A 17,375-nucleotide genomic window follows, 5' to 3' on the forward strand; every position below is an offset into this window, starting at 1 on the left:
GCAGCATCGACGGTCGTGCACAGGCGGCCGCGTGCCGCCGGCGGCGCCTTGGCCGACGCGTAGCGTGGCGCGCACACCGAACGAAAGGGGCCGAGATGGCCGTCTACCAAGTCGATGCCGAACAGGTGTCCGCCGCGACGCAGACCGTGCAGGGCACGATCGGCCGCATCCAGTCCGAGGTCGCGTCCCTCCTCGGCCAGCTCACGGGGCTGCAGTCGTCGTGGTCGGGTCAGGCCTCGGCGGCGTTCCAGGGCGCGGTCGCCGATTGGCGCGCCACGCAGCTGCAGGTCGAAGAGAGCCTCGCCGGCCTCAACCGGGCTCTCGGGGTCGCCGCCGTGCAGTATTCCGATGCCGAGCAGGCGAATGCGCGGTTGTTCCTGCGCTGACGGTTTTCCGTGCGCGGTCGCTGCACCCCTTCCCTTCACGGCTTGGAGACATAGCATGGGGGCGAGACGTCGCCCCATGACGGCGCCCCGACCCACGAGTGAGGGAGCGATGATGTCCGAATCGAACCGACCCGCTGAGCCGCAGTCCTCCGACGAGACGGGCGTGCCCGACACGGCAGATCCCAGAGACGACCTCGAGGGCAGCTACACCGAGGTCGACGGCGAGGCGCCGCATGAGCGCACGGTCGCGGGCGAGTACACGCACACCGACGGCGCTCCCGACGAGGAGACCAGCGTCGGCGACTACACGTCGACCGACAAGCACCCCGACGCTCACGACGCCGACGAGCGGCACGGCAAGTTCGTCCGGTCGGAGCCGCCGAAGCCGCATCCCGGAATGCATCACATCTGACGGGCGCGCGCAGCGCGTCAGCTCCGGGCGTCGCTCCACCGTTCACGGGCGAGCTCGGCGCCGGCGGCCTCGAGCCACCGCAGCGGATTCGTCATGGCGGCATCCGCGCCGCCGGCGAGCCCGGTCAGGGCGACGGATGTCGCGAACCCACGCGGTTCGGCGGTGATCGACCCTGCGATGAGCGCGACCGGCACCCCGGCCGACACCGCCAGGCGGGCGACCTCGCTCGGCGCCTTGCCGGCCTCGGACTGACCGTCGAACCTGCCCTCGCCGGTGACCACGAGGCCCGCGCCGGCGAGATCGCGGTCGAGCCCGACTGCACGAGCCACGAGTGCCGCGCCGCCGCCCATCTCAGCTCCCCACGCGAGGAGCCCGAAGCCGGTGCCGCCCGCCGCCCCGGCACCCGGCGTCTCGGCCGCGACACCGGGAACGAGGGCGGCGAGCCGCGCGAGGTTGCCGTCGAGCACCGCGACGGTCGATGCATCCGCTCCCTTCTGCGGGCCGAAGACGGCCGCGGCGCCCTGCGCGCCGAGCAGCGGATTCGTGACGTCGCCGAGGATCACGGCTCCCCCGGCCGGGAGCGGGCGGAGCCCCGCGAGGTCCACACGCGCGAGTCGGGCGAGCCCGCCGCCCCCGAGGGGCACCACGCGCCCGTCGTCGTCGAAGAATCGTGCGCCGAGCGCCGCGAGTGCGCCGGCGCCGCCGTCGGTGGAGGCGCTGCCGCCCACTGCGAGCAGCAGCCGCCGAACGCCGGCGTCGAGCGCCGCGCCGAGCGCCTCGCCGTACCCCGCGGTGTGCGCGTCGAGCGGCGCGAGACGGTCGAGCAGGGTGATGCCCGACGTCGCCGCGAGCTCGACGACGCCCGTGCCGTCGGGCAGCAGCAGCCAGTGCGTCGCGACCGGGGCGGACCCCGGCGACGCGATCGGCGCGCGCACGGTGAGCGGCATGCGCCGGGCCCCGGGCACTGCGACCTCGAACGCGTCGAGGGTGCCCTCGCCGCCGTCGGCCATCGGACGCTCGATCAGTTCGTCGTCAGCGCGAACCGAGTGCCATCCGCGCGCGATCGCCGCCGCGACATCCGCTGCGCTCGCCGTGCCCTTGAACGAATCGGGGGCGATGACGACCCGGGTCACCGCGCGTTCGCCGTGAGGGCCGGCACGCGGGCGAGCCACGCGAGCGAGCGGGCGAGCAGCTCGCGATGCCCCTCGGAGGCGTAGGAGCGGGCATCGTGGCCGAGCGCGTCGTAGACGAGTCTGGAGCGTCCGAACTCCCGCGCCCACACGAGCGGGTGCCGGATGCCGTCGTGCTCGTGCTCGGCGATCGGCTCGATCACGTCATCGAGCCGGAAGTCGGTGTAGCGCTCGTCGAACACGGTGAAGTCGGCGAGCCCCCCGGCGATCGCGTGGTTGCCGACGATGTGCACGGCGGCCTCGCCGATGGGCGGATGCCACGACCGGTCGCGAATCCAGCGCGCCCCGAGCGCCCGCTCGTAGGCCGGGTAGTCGCGCAGGCTCGCCGCCGCGGCGTGCACTGCGAGGATGCCGACGCCGCGATCGATCGCCGCGTCGAGTGCGGCGTTCGCGGCGTCGAGCACGGATGCCTCGACCGCGGCGGCGGTCTCGCCCTCCGCCGCCGGGGCGTGCGGATCGCCCGCGTTCACGACGATGAGGCCGACATCGTCGGAGAGCCGTGCGAGCGTGCGATCGATGTCGGCGCCGTCGATCTCGACATCGAACCCCGCCGCAGCGACGAGCTCACCGAGTCGCTCACTCGTCTCCGAGTGCGCATGCCACGGGTCGGCGTAGCGGCCCGAGCCGCTCAGAATGACGGCACGCATGGCGCCTCCTCGCATCGCGCCAATCGTATCGCGCTCCCTCCACCGCGGCTCGAGGTGACATCTGTCGTCGGATCCACCGGGACGCGACCGACGACATGTGTCATCTCGAGGAGATGGGGCGCGCCCCGACTACGATGGATTGATGTCGTTCGACCTGCAGGGGTTCCCCGCCGATTCCGAGGCGCTCGCCGCGCTGGCCGCGAGAGGACTCGACTACCGCCTGGTCGACACGACCGACGTCGCGGCCACCTCGGCGTGGGTGGAGGCCGATCACCGCGGGTTCCACCACTCGCGTCCGCGCCAGATCGACCTCGACTTCGATCTCGGCATGCTGGCCGAACGGCGCGTGCACGGCGTGTACGACCCGACCATGGCCGATCCATCGGTTCCGGTCGCCACGGTCTCCAGCTGGCCGACCGGCCTCAGCGTCCCCGGCGGGCGCAGCGTCGACGCCTGGGCCGTGAGCTCGGTCACCGTCTCTCCGACGCATCGCCGCCGCGGCATCGCCAGGGCGCTCATGCTCGCCGAGTTGCAGAACGCGCGTGCCGCGGGCGCAGCGCTCGCCATGCTCACCGCCACCGAGGCCACGATCTACGGCCGCTACGGCTACGCACCGGCCGCTCGCGCGGCGACGGTGTTCGTCGATCGGCGGCGCGCGCACTGGGTCGGGCCGGATGCCCCGGGCCGCGTGCAGTTCGTCGATGCGGCGTCGATCCGCGAGATCGCTCCGGCGCTCGCCCGCCGCGCGGTGGCACGCACGCCCGGCGAGATCGATCGATGGCCGGCGCTGCTCGACCACGTGCTCGGCCTCCACGACCCCGAGAGCGAGAGGTCGCGCGCGCGCCGGGTCGTGCGCTACGACGACGAGCGCGGCAACCCGCAGGGATTCGCCGTCTTCCGCGTCACCCGCGAGCCCAATGAGCCGGGCGTCGCGGAGTTCGACTTCCTCGCGGCTGCGACCGACGATGCCGAGCGGGCCCTGTGGCGCTTCCTCGTCGAGCAGGACTTCGTGTCGGGCACGCGCGGATTGCTCCGCTCGGTCGACGAACCCCTCCCGTGGCTGCTCGAGGACCCCCGCGCCGTCACGGTCTCCAACGTCGTCGACCACCTGTGGGTGCGCGTCATCGACCCCGTCGCGGCGCTCTCCGCCCGGAGCTACAGCACGCCGGGCCGGCTCGTGATCGAGGTCGACGACACCGTCGGCATCGCAGGCGGCCGGTTCGAGCTCGTCGTCGACGAGCGCGGTCGCGCGGAGGTCGCGGCGATCGATCGAGCGGATGCCGCGGCATCCGCGACCGGTGTGCGCGGCATCCGGCTCGGGGTGCGCGAGCTCGGCGCGATCTACCTCGGCGGCGTGCACCCCTCGGTGCTCGCACGCGCCGGCCGCATCGAGGAGACCTCGCCGCGCTCGGTCGAACTCGCCGACGCCATGTTCGCCTCGCAGCGCACGCCGCACCTCAGCATCTGGTTCTGAACGGCGCCGCGGCGCTCGGCGGCGTCGACCGCCGCATCGTCAGTCGACGACGGCCGCGATCGCTTCGATCTCGACGAGCTGGTGCTCCCAGCCGAGCACGGTGACGCCGAGCAGCGTGCTCGGCACGTCGTGGGCTCCGAACGCGTCGCGCACGACCTGCCAGACCGCTCCGAGGTCTTCGCGCTGCGAGGAGGCCACGAGCACGCGGGTGCTGATGACGTCGTCGATCGAGGCGCCGGCTGCGGCCAGTGCACGCGTCATGGTCTCGATGCAGGCGGCGGCCTGACCGACGTAGTCGCCGACCGCGACGGTCGAACCGTCGTCGTCGAGAGGGCAGGCACCGGCGAGGAACACGAGTCGCGCCTCTTTCGGGGCGGTCGCCGCGTAGGCGTACTCGGCGACGTCGGAGAGCGTCGACGCTCTGATCAACTGCACGGAACTGGGCATCCGATGATCATGGCAGAGCGCACGGCCGACGGCGTCGGCGTCGGCGTCGGCTAGATCGTGTCCTGGCGGGGGAAGATGACCTTCTCCACGATGATGATGAGCGACGCCGCGACGGGGATCGCGACGAGCGCGCCGAGCACGCCGCCGAGGGTGCCGCCCGCGACGGCCGCGATGACCACGAGCGCGCCGGGCACGGCGACCGCGCGGCTCATGATGCGCGGGCTCAGCACGTAGGCCTCGACCTGCATGTAGATCAGGTAGTAGATGGCCGCGGCGAGCGCGGTCTCCGGCGACGCCGCGAAGGAGACGAGCGTGATGATGATCGCGCCCGTCAGGGTTCCGACAAGGGGCACGAGCGAGAAGAGGAAGGCGATGAACGCGAGGAGGATCGGCGCCGGCGCCCCGATGATCGACAGGTAGATGAGGCTCAGCACGCCGTTGATGGCGCCGAGGCTGAACTGGCCGATGACGTAGCGGCCGACGGAACCGGTGATCTCCTCGGACACGTCGCGGTAGGCGGGGCGCGAGCTCGCCGGAACGAAACGGGCCGCGTAGCGCTTCATCGAGTCGAGCGAGGCGAGGAAGTAGAGGGTGAGGATCAGCACGATCGTGGCGCCCGTGAAGCCACCGGCGATGCCGGCGCCCACGGCGAGGATGCCGCCGCCGAGCGAGCCGAGGTTCGCGGGGTCGGCGAGCCACTGGCCTGCCGACTCGATGGCGTCCTGGATCGCGTGCTCGCTGCCGCCGAGGGTGTTCAACCACGCCACGAAGTTGCTGTTCTGCACGTTCGCGACGATCTCGTCCCAGCTCTCGACGATGTTCGTCGTCTGCTCGATGATGATCGGCACGATGGTGGCGATGAGGCCGACGAAGATCCCGATGACGCCGGCGAACACGATGAGGATCGCGACCCAGCGCGCCATGCCGCGGCGTTGCAGCCAGCTGACGATCGGGTCGAGGCCGAGCGCGAGGAAGAGGGCGAGGGCGACGTAGAGGATCACGGTGCCGAGCTCGCCGACGATGCCGCCGATGAGCACGGCGAGCAGCACGCCGAGTGCTCCGACGAAGCCGATGCGGAACGCGTTGATCTTCACCTCGGGCGCCTTGGAGTCGCCATCGCTCGTGACCTCCGCCACGGCGGGAGGGGGCGCGGGCAGCGCCCGCTTCGTACGGATCCTCATGGCTCCGACGGTAGTGGTCGTCGACGCCCGGGATGCGCGCACGGCCCGGCGAGTTCGATCAGATGGCGCGATGCGGAATGAATCCGGTGCGACCGCGTTGCTTGTACATGGGCCGGTTCCAGCGCGCCCGCAGACCGAGGGGGAATGTGACCGAGACGACTGCTGTGGGATTCCGTTCGGAGCGCGGGCCGGTGCTCATCTCCGTGATGCTGGCCACGGGCCTCATCGCGATCGACTCGACGATCCTCGCGACCGCGGTGCCGTCGATCGTCGCCGACCTCGGCGGGTTCACCCAGTTCCCGTGGCTGTTCTCGATCTACCTCCTCGCCCAGGCCGTCTCGGTGCCGATCTACTCGAAGCTCGCCGACACCGTCGGCCGGAAGCCGATCATGCTCATCGGCATCGGCATCTTCCTCGTCGGCTCTGTGCTCTGCGGCTTCGCCTGGGACATGACCTCGCTCATCGTCTTCCGCGCGATCCAGGGCCTCGGCGCCGGCGCTGTGCTGCCCGTCTCCATCACGATCACCGGAGACATCTACACCGTGCGCGAGCGCGCCCGCGTGCAGGGCTACATCGCGAGCGTCTGGGCGGTCTCCTCGGTCGTGGGCCCCACGCTCGGCGGCCTGTTCGCCGAGTTCGCCTCGTGGCGCTGGATCTTCTTCGTGAACATCCCGCTCTGCCTCATCGCCGCGTGGATGCTCGTCCGCTCGTACCACGAGTCGGTTCACCGTGAGAAGCACCGCATCGACTTCGCCGGCGCGACCGTGCTCACGATCGCCTCGACCCTGCTGATCCTCGCGGTGCTCGAGGGCGGCCAGGCGTGGGAGTGGCTCTCGTGGCAGTCGATCGGCGCGTTCTCGATCGGCGCGGTGCTGCTCGTCGCATTCGTGTTCATCGAACGCCGGGCCGCCGAACCGGTGCTGCCGCTGTGGGTCTTCTCGCGTCGGCTCATCGTCACGACCTCGCTCATCTCGCTCGGCGTGGGCGCGGTGCTGATCGGGCTCACCTCGTACGTGCCGACCTTCCTCGAGGCGACGGCCGGCGCCTCCCCGCTCGTGTCGGGACTCGCGGTCGCCGCGCTGACGCTCGGCTGGCCGATCGCGGCGAGCCAGGCGGGGCGGCTCTTCCTCCGCATCGGATTCCGCCGCACCGCGCTCATCGGCCTGGCGATCGCCGTGCTCGGTTCGACGGCGCTCGTGGCGGCCTCGCTCACGCCGAACGTCTGGACCACCGCGATCGCGTGCTTCATCGTGGGCCTCGGCCTCGGCCTCGTGGCCTCTCCCACGCTCATCGCCGCCCAGTCGTCGGTGCCGTGGTCGGAGCGCGGCGTCGTCACCGGGGCCAATATGTTCCTCCGCTCGATGGGCAGCGCGGTCGGCGTCGCGATCTTCGGGGCGGTGGCCAACGGCGTGATCGCGCGGTCGGGTCTCGGCGAGCACTCCCCCGTCGCGATCCACGGGGCATCGACGGCCGTGTTCGTCGCGGTGCTCATCGCGGCGGTCGTCACGATCGCGGGCGGCCTCGCGATGCCGAGCGCGCATGTCGACGACGTCGAGCACCGGGTGGGCGAGCCCGCCGGCGCCTGAGCCGGGCGCGAGCAGCCGCGCCGCCCCTCACCCCAGCCCCGACGGCGGCACGACGTCGCCCTGCAGCGTGCGCACCCAGCGGTCGCCCGTCTCCCGGAACTGCGCGTGCGTCGTGAACCGGTAGTGGTAGGCGCGGGCGCGCACCCAGCGCGGGGCGGCCCCGTCGAACGGGTCGGTGTCGAGCAGGGCGAGCGTCGGGGCATCCGCTTGGAGCAGTCGCAGCAGGAAGACTTCGAACCAGGGTTCCCACATTCGCCCGAGCGGCAGGAACCACATGAGCCAGTCGAGCCGCAGGTGGTACGGAGCGAACTGCCGCGGGATGCGCCGGAGCGCGCCGGGCTTGCCCTTGAAGGCGTACTCGCGCCACTCGGCCTCGTCGTCGGGCAGCTCGGCGAGCGTGCCCTCGACGACGATCTCGATGCGCCGCTTCGTCACCGTGCCGAAGGCGCCGTAGGCGTTCACGAGCATCCAGCGGTTGAACGACGCGTTCATGAGCTGGCGCCGTGAGAGCAGGTTCCTGATCGGCCAGAAGCTCAGCACGACGAGCAGAGCGGATGCCGCGAGCACCGTGCCCGCCCACCAGACCGGCGTCGCCGCGGCATCCGTGCCCAGGTCGGTCGGGATCGCGGGGATCAGCCAGTGCCAGGCGGAGTCGGTGACGGCGGATGCCGCGAGCACCACCGTGATCCAGTTGAGCCACGCGAAGTTGCCGGTCACGATGAGCCAGAGCTGCGTGAGGATCACGATCGCCGCGGCCGACGAGCCGACCGGGCCCGGCACGAACAGCAGGAACGGAACGACGAGCTGTGCGAAGTGGTTGCCGAGCACCTCGCCGCGGTGGAACCACTGGGGCAGCAGGTGCGCCTGACGGCTGAGCGGGCCCGGCATGGGCTGGGTCTCGTGGTGGTAGGTGAGCGCGGTGAGGTCGCGCCATTCGCGCCCGCCGCGGATCTTGATCATGCCCGCCCCGAACTCGAGCCGGAACACGAGCCACCACACGGCGATGACGATCGTCAGCGGCGGGGGCGTCTGGTCGGAGCCGAGGAACGCCATCGTGAAGAGCGCCTCGCAGAGGAGCATCTCCCAGCCGAAGCCGTAGAAGGTCTGGCCGACGTTCACGATCGAGAGGTACAGGATCCAGAGCGCGAGGAAGACGCCGAGCGGCAGCCACGGCGGACCGAGCTGCGGCAGGCCGGCGAGGACGGATGCCGAGAGCACGAGCCCGACGACCGCGACGGCGACGAGCCGCCGGTCGGTGTACCCCCAGCGGAAGATGCTCGGGCCGCGGAGGCGCCGCGCGCGGCGCAGCAGCTCGGGCACCGGCAGCATGCCGCGCTCGCCGAGGAGCGGGCGGAACTGGTTCAGCGTCGAGAGGAAGGCCACGAACGCGAGCGCGCCGACCCCGCGCTGCAGGATCTGCCGTGCGATCTCGTAGTCGTGCGCGTCGAACCAGGCGGTCCAGTCCACGTGCCCACGCTACGCCTCGCAGGTTGAGGAGGCCGCCCGCGGCCGTCTCGAAACCCCCACGCCCGAGCGGGCGGGTTTCGAGACGCTCGCTTCGCTCGCTCCTCAACCCACGAACAGGATCAGCGCAGGCCGAAGCGCTCCCGCAGGGCGAGTTTGGCGGCGAACCAGCCGTTCATGCCGTGCACGGCGGGGCCCGGTGGCGTCGCGCTCGAGCAGAGGTAGACGCCGTCGACCGGCGTGCGCCAGGGCTTCGGCGACACGACCGGCCGTTTCAGCAGCTGGGCCATCGTGAGCGCGCCCGAGTAGATGTCGCCGCCGACGTAGTTCGCGTTGTACCGCCCGAGCTCGGCCGCCGAGCTCGCCGCCGAGGCCAGCACGACGTCGCGGAAGCCCGGTGCGAAGCGCTCGACCTCGGCGGTGACGAGCTCGGTCGCGTCGAGCGTCGAACCCGCCGGCACGTGCGTGTAGGCCCACAGCACGTGCTTGCCGGCGGGCGCCCGGCTCGGGTCGGCGATCGTCGGCTGCGTCACCAGCACGTACGGATGCTCCGCTCCCCCGCCGCCCGCGACCCCGGGCTGGTAGCCGCGGGCCACGGCGTTCTCGGCCGCCGCGATCTCGGCCCGGCTGCCGCCGAGGTGCACGGTGGGCGCGAGGCGCACCTCGGGGTTCGTCCACGGCACGGGCCCGCTGAGCGCGAAGTCGACCTTCGCCACGCCCGAGCCGTACCGGTACCGGCGCAGTGCCCGCGCGTAGCGGCCGGGAAGTTCGGCGGTGAACAGCAGCTCGGGCGAGGTGTCGAGCAGCACGGCGCGCGAACCCGAGACCTCGGCGAGCGAGGCCACCGGGGCATCCGTCACGATCTCGCCGCCGCGCGCACGGAGCTCGTCGGCGAGCGCATCGGCGATCGCCTGCGAGCCGCCGACCGGCAGGCCCCACCCGGCGCCGTGCCCGTGCATCGCGATGAGGAGCCCCGCCCCGGCGGAGGCGAGCGAGGGCATGCCGCCCGCCGCGTGGGCGACGACGCCCGTGAAGAGCGCGGGTGCGACGTCTCCGCTGAAGCGCGAGTTCCATGCGCCCGTGCCCTGCTCGAGCGCTCGCACGCCGAACCGCAGCGCGGCGACGGGGTCGCGCGGCACCCGCAGCAACTGCGACCCCGTGAAGTCGACGACTCCGCGGCTGCGGGCGAGGAGCGGGGCGATGAGGCTGCGCCAGGCCGCGCCGTCGCGCCCGAGGCCGTCGGCGGTGCGCTCGAGATCGCGCCACGCAACCCCGGCGCGGCCGCCGTCGAGCGGGTGCGCGTACGACACCTCGGGCACCACCCAGTCGACGCGGTCGAGCAGGCCGAGCTTGCGGAACACCGGCGAGGCGAGGCCTGCGGGATGCACTGTCGAGCAGACGTCGTGCAGGAAGCCCGGGAGGGTCAGCTCGGCGGTGCGCAGGCCGCCGCCGATCGTCGGGGCCGCCTCGAGCACCCGTACCGAGAGCCCGGCGCGGGCGGCGAGCACCGCGGCGACGAGCCCGTTGGGCCCGCTCCCGACGACCGTGACGTCGGTCACGCGCTCAGAATCCGGCGCCGAGGGTGTTGATGTAGATCCACGGCAGTCGGTCCATCATGAGCCGGTGGCGATTGCCGTCGGCGTCGGGCCCGTCATCGGGCACCGAGGGGTCGCGGGACTCGCGCTTGTGCTCGGAGACGTACTCGTCGTCCTCCTGCCAGAGGATCGTCGAGCCGCCGTCGGCGACCTTCGCGACGAACGGCTTCACCTCGCCGTTGCGAAGCTCCTCGAGCGCCGCGTCCACGGAGGCAGCGCGCGTCAGTCCGTGCAGCGTGACCCACGTGGGCGGCCACAGCGTCATCGCCCCGGCGGTGTGCCGGTCGATCGCGTCGACGGGGCGCAGCCACACGGCGTCGGCCACCTCGTCGGGTGCGAGGCGCAGCTCGCCGTCGGGCACGCGCACGGCGAAGAAGGTCGTGGTGAGCCGCTTCGGGGCGTTCTCGGGCGGCGTCCAGTGCGAGAACGGCACGAGCTCGTCGGCGTCGAGCGCGAGCCCGACCTCTTCGCGGGTCTCGCGCACGGCAGCGCGGCGGGCCGCTTCGATGCCGTCGAGCGGGTCGCCCGCGGCATCCGCTTCGTCGACCGCACCGCCCGGGAAGACCCAGGCGCCGGCGAACGAGCCGCGATCGCGGGGGCGTTCGGCCAGCAGGACCTCGACGCCGCGTTCGCCGTCTCGCAGGAGCACCACGGTCGCCGCGGCACCGGTCGCGGCCGGATTCGTCAATGACTCGAGCTCGCTGTCCATCCCCTCAGACTAGGACCCGGCGGGCCGTCGCGCACCGGTCGCCGATACACTTCCGGCATGGATGAGCCCGCCGTCGCCGGTGAACGAGTGTCGACCTTCGCGCGTCTCGTGCTCGCTCCGAACGCCGGACCGATGACGCTCGACGGTACGAACTCCTACCTGCTGCAGGCGCCCGGTTCCGACGGCGTCGTCGTGGTCGACCCGGGGCCGTCCGATGCGGCGCACCTGGCGGCCCTCGCCGGCGCGGGCCGCGTCGAACTCGTGCTCGTCACCCATCACCATCCCGATCACACGGAGTCGCTCGGCGAATTCCATGCGATGACGGATGCCCCGGTGCGCGCGATCGACCCGGCGTACTGCCTGGCCGGGGCGCCACTGGCCGGCGGCGAGCGCATACTCGCCGCAGGGCTCGAGATCGACGTGATCGCGACGCCGGGCCACACGGCGGACTCGGTGTGCTTCTCCTTGTCGGCCGACCGTCTCGCCGGCACCGGCACCGGCGCCGACTCGCGAGAGACGGCCGGCGCCCGCGGCACCGTGCTCACGGGCGACACGATCCTCGGGCGCGGCACGACGATCATCGCCGACCCCGACGGCGCGCTCGGCCCGTACCTCGACTCGCTCGAGGCGCTGCGCACCCTCGGCACCCCGGGGCCCGTGGGCATGCTGCCCGGCCACGGCCCGGTGCTGCCCGACCTCGCGGTGATCTGCGGGGCCTACCTCGCGCACCGCGCCGAGCGACTCGACCAGGTGCGCGGGGCGCTGCGCGAACTCGGCGCCGACGCCGGGGCGGCTGCCGTCACCGACCTCGTCTACGCCGACACAGATGCCTCGGTGCGCAGCGCAGCCGAGGCATCCGTTCGAGCGCAATTGGCCTACCTGCGGCGCGCGACGATCTCACCGGAGTGAACGTGTCGCGTGGGAGTGCACGAATCCGTTGCCTCCGACGCGGGCCACGTCCTCCGATGCGCCTCGCGATCAGGCGACGAGCGCGATGCCCGCGTCCCAGCCGACCTTCTCCTGCACGGCGAGGGTGAGCTGCAGGAAGCCGACGGCCTCGAGCTCACGGGCGCGCGAGAGGCGGCCGGCGTCGACCGCGGCAACGCCGCCGGCGCGCACGATCTCGGCGAGGGCGAGCTTGGCCTCGTCGTCGTCGCCGGCGATGAGCACGGTGGTGGGGTTCGCGCCGACCGTCTTCGCGGCGAGCGTGGCGGCGAAGTTCGTGTTGAAGGCCTTCAGCACCTTCGAGTCGGGCAGGGCGGCGGCGAGCTCGCTCGCACGCGAGCCGTCGGCCGGCACGACGAGGCTGTCGAACGTCGAGAAGTCGAGCGGGTTCGTGATGTCGACCACGACCTTGCCGGCGAGCTCAGTGCTGCGCGCGGCGACGATCTCGTCGATCGCGAAGTGCGGCACGGCGAGCACGACGATGTCGCCCGTGATCTGCTGAGCGCCATCGCGCCCGATGAACTCGACGGTGTTGCCGCCGGCGGCGACGATGCCGCCGATGGCGGTGCCCATGTTGCCGTTTCCGATGATGCTGACGGTCGTCATGTCATTCCTCCCCGCGCCGTTCGACGCGATTACTTGTTCCGACAACCAACACCCTACGCGCAATCAGTTGTTGCGTCAACCAATGCGGTAGACTCTCAGGCATGACGGATGACACGAGGTGGCTCGCCCCCGAGGAGTCGGCCGCATGGGTGCGTCTCGTCGCGCTCGCCGAGCTGTTGCCCGGCGCCCTCGACGCGCAGCTCCTGCGCGACGCCGGACTCACGCATTTCGAGTACGGCGCGCTCATGGCGATCGCTGCGGCCCCGTCGCGCACGATGCGCATGACCGAGCTGGCCTCACGCACGAACGCGACGCTCCCCCGCCTCTCGCACGTCGCCAAGCGCCTCGAGGAACGCGGGCTCATCGAGCGGTTCCCGTGCCCCGAAGACCGGCGCGCGACGAACGCCACCATCACCCGAGCCGGGCTCGCCCTCATCTCCGAAGCGGCGCCCGGCCACGTCGAGACGGTGCGCGCCAACGTGCTCGACGCCCTCGCACCCGAGCAGCTCGAACAGCTCTACGTGATCGCGGGCGCGGTGCTCGCCCGCCTCGATCCCGACGCGCGCCTCTCGGCGACGTCATGCCAGTTCAGCGAAGGCCCGGTCGACCACGTCGTCGCCTGACGACCTTCGCGCCTCAGCGCGGGTCGTAGGTGAGGCAGTCGGCGTCGTCGGCACCGGCGCCGATGCGCACCGAGGCCGCCGTGCACTCGAGCGACTCGTTGTGCACGCACTCGGCCCGCTGACACGCCCCGACGTGCGTGATCACCTTGTCGAGCCCGCCCTTCTTGCCGAGCGGGATGAAGGTTGCGCACTCCGCATCGCCGACCGAACCGCCGATCGTGACCGCGGCGGCATGGCAATGCGAATGATCGTTGTAGGAGCATCCGGCCACCGAGCATTCGGCGACGGCGGGCAGTTCGTCGAGCGTCATGCTCATGGTGACCTCCAGTGCGGTGACGGACCTTCGTTCCCGGTGATGCTACGCCCACCTGCGCCGAACGCGCAGCACCGACGGGACGGGTTTCCGCAGATCATCGCCACTTTCTTCTGAGGCCAGCCTTACCTCACCGAGCGCCGGACGGCGTGCTCCGCTTCAGCGGGTGACGGTGCCCATGCGGCTCGCGATCGGCTTCAGCACCGCCGGACGCACGGCGAACCAGGCGCCGATCATGACCGCGAGCGACACCGCGAAGATCGCGAAGCCGAGCCACGACGCGCCGTCGCGGCTCGCGAACATCGCGTCGAGGTTGCGCAGCGCACCCGTCGCGAACACGAGGGTGACGTGCACGATGACGAAGGCCACGAACACGAGCATCACCGGGTAGTGCACCGCCTTGGCGAGCTTCGCCGGGTAGACGCGATTCAGCCGCTCGGCCCGCTGCGGCCAGACCGACGAGAGCCGCAGACCCGTCAGCACGGCGAGCGGGGCGACCATGAACACGATCGCGAAGTAGCTGAGCACCTGCAGGCTGTTGTAGTTCACCCAGGCATGCTCGACCGGCCAGTCGAGCGAGGCGTACTGCAACGCCGCGGAGACCGCGTTCGGCCAGATGTCACCACTCGTCGGCACGATGCGCATCCACTGTCCGGTGACGAACAGCAGCACGATGAAGACGATGCCGTTCACCACCCAGAGCGCGTCGACCGTGTAGTGCAGCCAGAGGTGGATGCTCACCTTCCACGGCGGGTTCTTCGTGCGGATGAGCCCGTCGTTGCGTCGCACCCACCGCGCCGGCGGACGACCGCCCTTGCGCAGCAGCAGCCCCGAGCGCACGAGCAGCACGAGGAAGAAGGCGTTCAGGAAGTGCTGCCAGCCGAGCCAGGCCGGAATGCCGACCGGCGCCTCATCGGGCAACGGCGTCGTCCCGGGATAGCGGGCGATGAACTCCTGCACCGCGGGCTGGGCGCGCAACCACATCGCGGCCAGCACGACCCCGCCGAGCAGTGCGACCCCGGCGAGCACGGCCAGCGCGACCGGCAGCCACCTGATGCGTCGACGAGTCGCGTGATGCGCGGTCGGGTCGGTGAGGCGGGTCACCGACACATTTTGGCATGACCGCCCGAGCGCTCGCCGGGGGCGATGACCCGCAATGTCACGGATGCCGCGGACGGCGTGCAGCATGCTGGAGACATGCCACCCGAGAATCGAGCGATGCCGACCGTCGATCGCGTCATGTACTACTCGAAGTTCCGCGACGTCGGGCTGTCCGATGCCCTCGAAACGTGGTCGGCCGGAGCATCCGCCGCCTCGTACTGGGGCGATCACGGCATGCACGACGTTGCGGTGTACACGCTCGACACGCACGTCTGCCTCTATGCGGAGACGGCCGGCGGGGCCGCGCGGGCCTGGGACTGGCCCGCGGAGATCGCGGAGCTGTTCGAGCGCTGGCCGTCGCCCGACTCCGCCGACCTGCGCTGTGCGGTGCCGATGCTCGACGTGTTCCACGACGGCGTACCGATCGATGCCGAATCGTGGCGTGGTGACCGCGAGGTCGCCGATCGCGTCGGCAGCCTCACGTTCCTCAAGCCCGAGATGTTCGCGAGCTACGTCTTCCACCACTTCCAGCGACAGGAGGAGCTGCCGGAGAGCTTCAACAGGACGTACATGATCGGCTCGCTCGGCACGCTGTTGTTCTCCTACAGCGAGTCGCCGGCAACCGCCGCCAACGTCGACGCGCCCGCGAGGGCCGGACAACGCACGCCCACCGACTGGCACGCCGTGATGCAGCCGCACTTCGACCTGACGCACGGCCGACCGGACGCGCCGGCCGACGAGCCGATCTGGCGACGGATGCATCGACTCGTGTAGCGCTCCGCTCACAGCAGCACTGCTCTCGGCGGCATCCGCCCCACGCGACGCCTGCCGCGCGCACGCTGGGGACATGAGCGAACACGACTCCCCACCGATCCATCCGATCGACGCCGAGCTCACGAGGCGCCTCTTCCACGAGCGCATCATCGTGCTCGGCGACGAACTCGACCAGCAGGGCGGCAACCGGCTCTGCGCGCAGCTCGTCACCCTCGCGGCCGACGACCCGCGCCGCGACATCCGCTTCTGGATCAATTCGCCCGGAGGCTCTGTCTCGGCGATGCTCGCGATCGCCGACGTCATGCGCTCGATCCCGAACGACGTGTCCACGATCGCCGTCGGCATCGCGGCGAGCGCGGGCCAGTTCCTGCTCTCGGCGGGCACGAGGGGAAAGCGGTTCGCGCTGCCGCACTCTCGCATCCTGATGCACCAGGGCTCTGCCGGCATCGGCGGCACCGCCGTCGACATCGAACTGCAGGCCGATGACCTGCGCTCCACGCGCGACACGGTGCTCGGCATCACCGCCGAGAACACGGGCCAGCCGATCGAGCGCATCGCCGAGGACTCGCTGCGCGACCGCTGGTACTCCGCGACCGAGGCCGTCGACTACGGCTTCATCGACCGCATCGCCGACGGCTTCGGCGAGATGTTCCCCGGCGGCGATCGGCCCCAGGTGGGACTGCAGGCCAGCACCGGAACAGGAGCTCCATCATGAGCAGCTACACGATCCCCTACGTCATCGAGAAGCGCGGCAACAGCGAGCGCTCGCTCGACGTCTACAGCCGGCTGCTCTCGGAGCGCATCGTCTACCTCGGCACCGAGATCGACGACGGCGTGGCCAACGTGCTCATCGCCCAGTTCCTGCACCTCGCCTCGGAGTCGAGCGAGACGCCGATCAGCCTGTACGTGAACTCCCCCGGCGGCTCGCCCTGGGCGGCCCTCGCGGTCTACGACACGATGCAGCACATCCGGCCCGACATCGCGACGACGTGCGTCGGCCAGGCGGGCGGACCGGCCGCCGTGCTCCTGGCGGGCGGCGCCAAGGGCATGCGGGCCATCCTCCCGCACGGCCGCGTCGTGCTGCACCAGCCGTCGACGCAGGGCCGCGGCACGATCCCCGACCTGATCCTGCACGCCGACGAGGTCCTGCGGGTGCGGGCCGAGCTCGAGGCCGCGCTCGCCGCCGCCACCGGCCGCGACGCGATGACCTTGCGCCACGACACCGATCGCGACCTCATCCTGCCTGCGGCGGCGGCCGTCGAGTACGGCATCGCCGACCACGTGCTGACGGCGCAGGTCGAGGTGGCGGGCTCGGCCGCCGCCTACGCCGCGAGCAGGTAGGCCGTCGGCTCGGCGGGCGCGTGCTGCCTGCCGGGCCCAACGACGGCGAGCGGATGCCCCGGCGCGACGTCGACCGCGCCGTGCAGGTCGGTCACGTCGACCAGGCCGAACTCCTCGCCGGCATCGATCGCCTCGGCTGCGTCGGCCCGGAAGGCGAACGAGGTCTCGACCCGCAGGATCTCACGCCGCTCGGCTGCGCGTCGCTCGGCCTCCCGGCGTTCGCCGAGCAGCCCGCCGACGCGTTGCACGACGTCGACGAGGTCGAGTCCGAGGGCTTCGGCGACCGAGCCGAGCAGCTCCGACGAGGGCTCCTTGCGGCCGCGTTCGATCTCGGAGAGGTACTGCGGTGAGACGCCGGCCGTGGCCGCGACCTCGGTGAGGATCCGCTCCTGCTCGAGTCGCTCAGCCCGCAGCACCTCGCCGAGCGCGTGCCGCCAGAGCGGCTTCGCGGCGTCTCGGCGCTGTGCGCGCTGCTTCGAGGTGTGCGGAGCGGCGACCCGGGTGAACTCGACGACGTTGCCCATGCCGAGAGGCTAGCCGCGGCATCCGTGCGCCGACAGCTCGATCCGCTCAGAGCAGAA

The 17,375-nt window shown here is 71.6% G+C and carries 20 protein-coding genes; 9 read left to right on the top strand and 11 right to left on the bottom strand.

The genetic code is table 11. The features are described 5' to 3' along the window. Positions 1–95: 95 nt before the first annotated feature. A complete protein-coding gene (locus ASE14_RS14770; RefSeq protein ID WP_056656648.1) occupies positions 96–386 on the top strand; it encodes a WXG100 family type VII secretion target in 291 nt (96 codons plus the stop codon). 112 nt (positions 387–498) lie between these two features. After that, positions 499–798 carry a hypothetical protein gene (locus ASE14_RS14775; RefSeq protein WP_200953362.1) on the top strand — a complete coding sequence of 100 codons (300 nt, stop codon included), beginning with the start codon at positions 499–501 and terminating at the stop codon, positions 796–798. Between the two features lie 17 nt (positions 799–815). Here the strand turns inward: ASE14_RS14775 and ASE14_RS14780 are convergent, their stop codons facing one another. Further along, positions 816–1,931, bottom strand: coding sequence for a glycerate kinase (locus ASE14_RS14780; RefSeq protein WP_056657648.1), 1,116 nt, complete (start codon positions 1,929–1,931; stop codon positions 816–818). Beyond that, on the bottom strand, positions 1,928–2,635 hold the full coding sequence (locus ASE14_RS14785) for a ThuA domain-containing protein (protein ID WP_056656651.1): 708 nt from the start codon (positions 2,633–2,635) through the stop codon (positions 1,928–1,930). Before ASE14_RS14785 ends, ASE14_RS14780 begins: the two co-directional genes overlap by 4 nt. 142 nt (positions 2,636–2,777) lie before the next feature. Between ASE14_RS14785 and ASE14_RS14790 the strand changes: the two genes are divergently transcribed. Further along, entirely contained in the window at positions 2,778–4,109 is a 1,332-nt protein-coding gene (locus ASE14_RS14790; RefSeq protein WP_056656654.1) for a GNAT family N-acetyltransferase, read from the top strand. A gap of 39 nt (positions 4,110–4,148) precedes the next feature. On the opposite strand, the gene ASE14_RS14795 is transcribed toward ASE14_RS14790, so the two are convergent. Together ASE14_RS14795 and ASE14_RS14800 are read right to left on the bottom strand one after the other, a co-directional pair. Then, a complete protein-coding gene (locus ASE14_RS14795; protein WP_056656657.1) occupies positions 4,149–4,556 on the bottom strand; it encodes a RidA family protein in 408 nt (135 codons plus the stop codon). 50 nt (positions 4,557–4,606) lie between these two features. Next, positions 4,607–5,737: an AI-2E family transporter gene (locus ASE14_RS14800; RefSeq protein WP_200953363.1), complete on the bottom strand. Its 1,131-nt coding sequence runs from the start codon at positions 5,735–5,737 to the stop codon at positions 4,607–4,609. 107 nt (positions 5,738–5,844) lie between these two features. On the opposite strand from ASE14_RS14800, the gene ASE14_RS14805 reads away from it, so the two are divergent. After that, positions 5,845–7,323, top strand: coding sequence for an MDR family MFS transporter (locus ASE14_RS14805; protein WP_056656660.1), 1,479 nt, complete (start codon positions 5,845–5,847; stop codon positions 7,321–7,323). 27 nt (positions 7,324–7,350) lie between these two features. Here the strand turns inward: ASE14_RS14805 and ASE14_RS14810 are convergent, their stop codons facing one another. From ASE14_RS14810 to ASE14_RS14820, 3 genes are all read right to left on the bottom strand, one after another. Beyond that, positions 7,351–8,790, bottom strand: coding sequence for a lipase maturation factor family protein (locus ASE14_RS14810; protein ID WP_056656663.1), 1,440 nt, complete (start codon positions 8,788–8,790; stop codon positions 7,351–7,353). A gap of 119 nt (positions 8,791–8,909) precedes the next feature. After that, complete coding sequence (locus ASE14_RS14815) at positions 8,910–10,346, bottom strand: NAD(P)/FAD-dependent oxidoreductase (RefSeq protein WP_056656666.1); 1,437 nt, start codon at positions 10,344–10,346, stop codon at positions 8,910–8,912. 4 nt (positions 10,347–10,350) lie between these two features. Continuing rightward, positions 10,351–11,091 (bottom strand): NUDIX domain-containing protein, encoded by a 741-nt coding sequence (locus tag ASE14_RS14820; RefSeq protein ID WP_056656669.1) that lies wholly within the window; start codon positions 11,089–11,091, stop codon positions 10,351–10,353. Positions 11,092–11,148: 57 nt separating this feature from the next. Here ASE14_RS14820 and ASE14_RS14825 point away from each other — a divergent pair, with 57 nt between their 5' ends. Further along, positions 11,149–12,000: an MBL fold metallo-hydrolase gene (locus tag ASE14_RS14825; protein ID WP_056656672.1), complete on the top strand. Its 852-nt coding sequence runs from the start codon at positions 11,149–11,151 to the stop codon at positions 11,998–12,000. Between the two features lie 69 nt (positions 12,001–12,069). Here ASE14_RS14825 and ASE14_RS14830 read toward each other — a convergent pair whose 3' ends face one another. Further along, positions 12,070–12,642 carry an NADPH-dependent F420 reductase gene (locus tag ASE14_RS14830; RefSeq protein WP_056656675.1) on the bottom strand — a complete coding sequence of 191 codons (573 nt, stop codon included), beginning with the start codon at positions 12,640–12,642 and terminating at the stop codon, positions 12,070–12,072. A gap of 101 nt (positions 12,643–12,743) precedes the next feature. On the opposite strand from ASE14_RS14830, the gene ASE14_RS14835 reads away from it, so the two are divergent. Further along, positions 12,744–13,265 (top strand): MarR family winged helix-turn-helix transcriptional regulator, encoded by a 522-nt coding sequence (locus tag ASE14_RS14835; RefSeq protein WP_056656678.1) that lies wholly within the window; start codon positions 12,744–12,746, stop codon positions 13,263–13,265. A 13-nt stretch (positions 13,266–13,278) separates the two neighbouring features. On the opposite strand, the gene ASE14_RS14840 is transcribed toward ASE14_RS14835, so the two are convergent. Continuing rightward, positions 13,279–13,581 (bottom strand): DUF1540 domain-containing protein, encoded by a 303-nt coding sequence (locus ASE14_RS14840; RefSeq protein WP_056656681.1) that lies wholly within the window; start codon positions 13,579–13,581, stop codon positions 13,279–13,281. Between the two features lie 156 nt (positions 13,582–13,737). Further along, a complete protein-coding gene (locus tag ASE14_RS14845) occupies positions 13,738–14,682 on the bottom strand; it encodes a cytochrome b/b6 domain-containing protein (RefSeq protein WP_056657652.1) in 945 nt (314 codons plus the stop codon). Positions 14,683–14,796: 114 nt separating this feature from the next. Between ASE14_RS14845 and ASE14_RS14850 the strand changes: the two genes are divergently transcribed. The 3 genes from ASE14_RS14850 (at position 14,797) to ASE14_RS14860 (ending at position 16,794) form a co-directional block, all read left to right on the top strand. Then, a complete protein-coding gene (locus ASE14_RS14850; protein ID WP_082600935.1) occupies positions 14,797–15,453 on the top strand; it encodes a hypothetical protein in 657 nt (218 codons plus the stop codon). A 73-nt stretch (positions 15,454–15,526) separates the two neighbouring features. Further along, a complete protein-coding gene (locus tag ASE14_RS14855; RefSeq protein WP_056656686.1) occupies positions 15,527–16,168 on the top strand; it encodes a ClpP family protease in 642 nt (213 codons plus the stop codon). Beyond that, positions 16,165–16,794, top strand: coding sequence for a ClpP family protease (locus tag ASE14_RS14860; RefSeq protein WP_056656689.1), 630 nt, complete (start codon positions 16,165–16,167; stop codon positions 16,792–16,794). The genes ASE14_RS14855 and ASE14_RS14860 overlap by 4 nt, the downstream gene beginning before the upstream one ends. Here the strand turns inward: ASE14_RS14860 and ASE14_RS14865 are convergent. After that, a complete protein-coding gene (locus ASE14_RS14865) occupies positions 16,776–17,318 on the bottom strand; it encodes a helix-turn-helix domain-containing protein (protein ID WP_056656691.1) in 543 nt (180 codons plus the stop codon). The genes ASE14_RS14860 and ASE14_RS14865 overlap by 19 nt on opposite strands. Positions 17,319–17,375: the final 57 nt, after the last annotated feature.

Source organism: Agromyces sp. Root81 (genome assembly GCF_001429165.1).
Taxonomy (GTDB): Bacteria; Actinomycetota; Actinomycetes; order Actinomycetales; family Microbacteriaceae; genus Agromyces.

Coding starts and splice junctions, on each gene's coding strand:
- ASE14_RS14770 (WP_056656648.1), top strand. CDS start 96: ATGGCCGTCTACCAAGTCGATGCCGAACAGGTGTCCGCCGCGACGCAG.
- ASE14_RS14775 (WP_200953362.1), top strand. CDS start 499: ATGTCCGAATCGAACCGACCCGCTGAGCCGCAGTCCTCCGACGAGACG.
- ASE14_RS14785 (WP_056656651.1), bottom strand. CDS start 2,635: ATGCGTGCCGTCATTCTGAGCGGCTCGGGCCGCTACGCCGACCCGTGG.
- ASE14_RS14790 (WP_056656654.1), top strand. CDS start 2,778: ATGTCGTTCGACCTGCAGGGGTTCCCCGCCGATTCCGAGGCGCTCGCC.
- ASE14_RS14795 (WP_056656657.1), bottom strand. CDS start 4,556: ATGCCCAGTTCCGTGCAGTTGATCAGAGCGTCGACGCTCTCCGACGTC.
- ASE14_RS14800 (WP_200953363.1), bottom strand. CDS start 5,737: ATGAGGATCCGTACGAAGCGGGCGCTGCCCGCGCCCCCTCCCGCCGTG.
- ASE14_RS14805 (WP_056656660.1), top strand. CDS start 5,845: ATGGGCCGGTTCCAGCGCGCCCGCAGACCGAGGGGGAATGTGACCGAG.
- ASE14_RS14820 (WP_056656669.1), bottom strand. CDS start 11,091: ATGGACAGCGAGCTCGAGTCATTGACGAATCCGGCCGCGACCGGTGCC.
- ASE14_RS14825 (WP_056656672.1), top strand. CDS start 11,149: ATGGATGAGCCCGCCGTCGCCGGTGAACGAGTGTCGACCTTCGCGCGT.
- ASE14_RS14830 (WP_056656675.1), bottom strand. CDS start 12,642: ATGACGACCGTCAGCATCATCGGAAACGGCAACATGGGCACCGCCATC.
- ASE14_RS14835 (WP_056656678.1), top strand. CDS start 12,744: ATGACGGATGACACGAGGTGGCTCGCCCCCGAGGAGTCGGCCGCATGG.
- ASE14_RS14840 (WP_056656681.1), bottom strand. CDS start 13,581: ATGAGCATGACGCTCGACGAACTGCCCGCCGTCGCCGAATGCTCGGTG.
- ASE14_RS14850 (WP_082600935.1), top strand. CDS start 14,797: ATGCCGACCGTCGATCGCGTCATGTACTACTCGAAGTTCCGCGACGTC.
- ASE14_RS14855 (WP_056656686.1), top strand. CDS start 15,527: ATGAGCGAACACGACTCCCCACCGATCCATCCGATCGACGCCGAGCTC.
- ASE14_RS14860 (WP_056656689.1), top strand. CDS start 16,165: ATGAGCAGCTACACGATCCCCTACGTCATCGAGAAGCGCGGCAACAGC.
- ASE14_RS14865 (WP_056656691.1), bottom strand. CDS start 17,318: ATGGGCAACGTCGTCGAGTTCACCCGGGTCGCCGCTCCGCACACCTCG.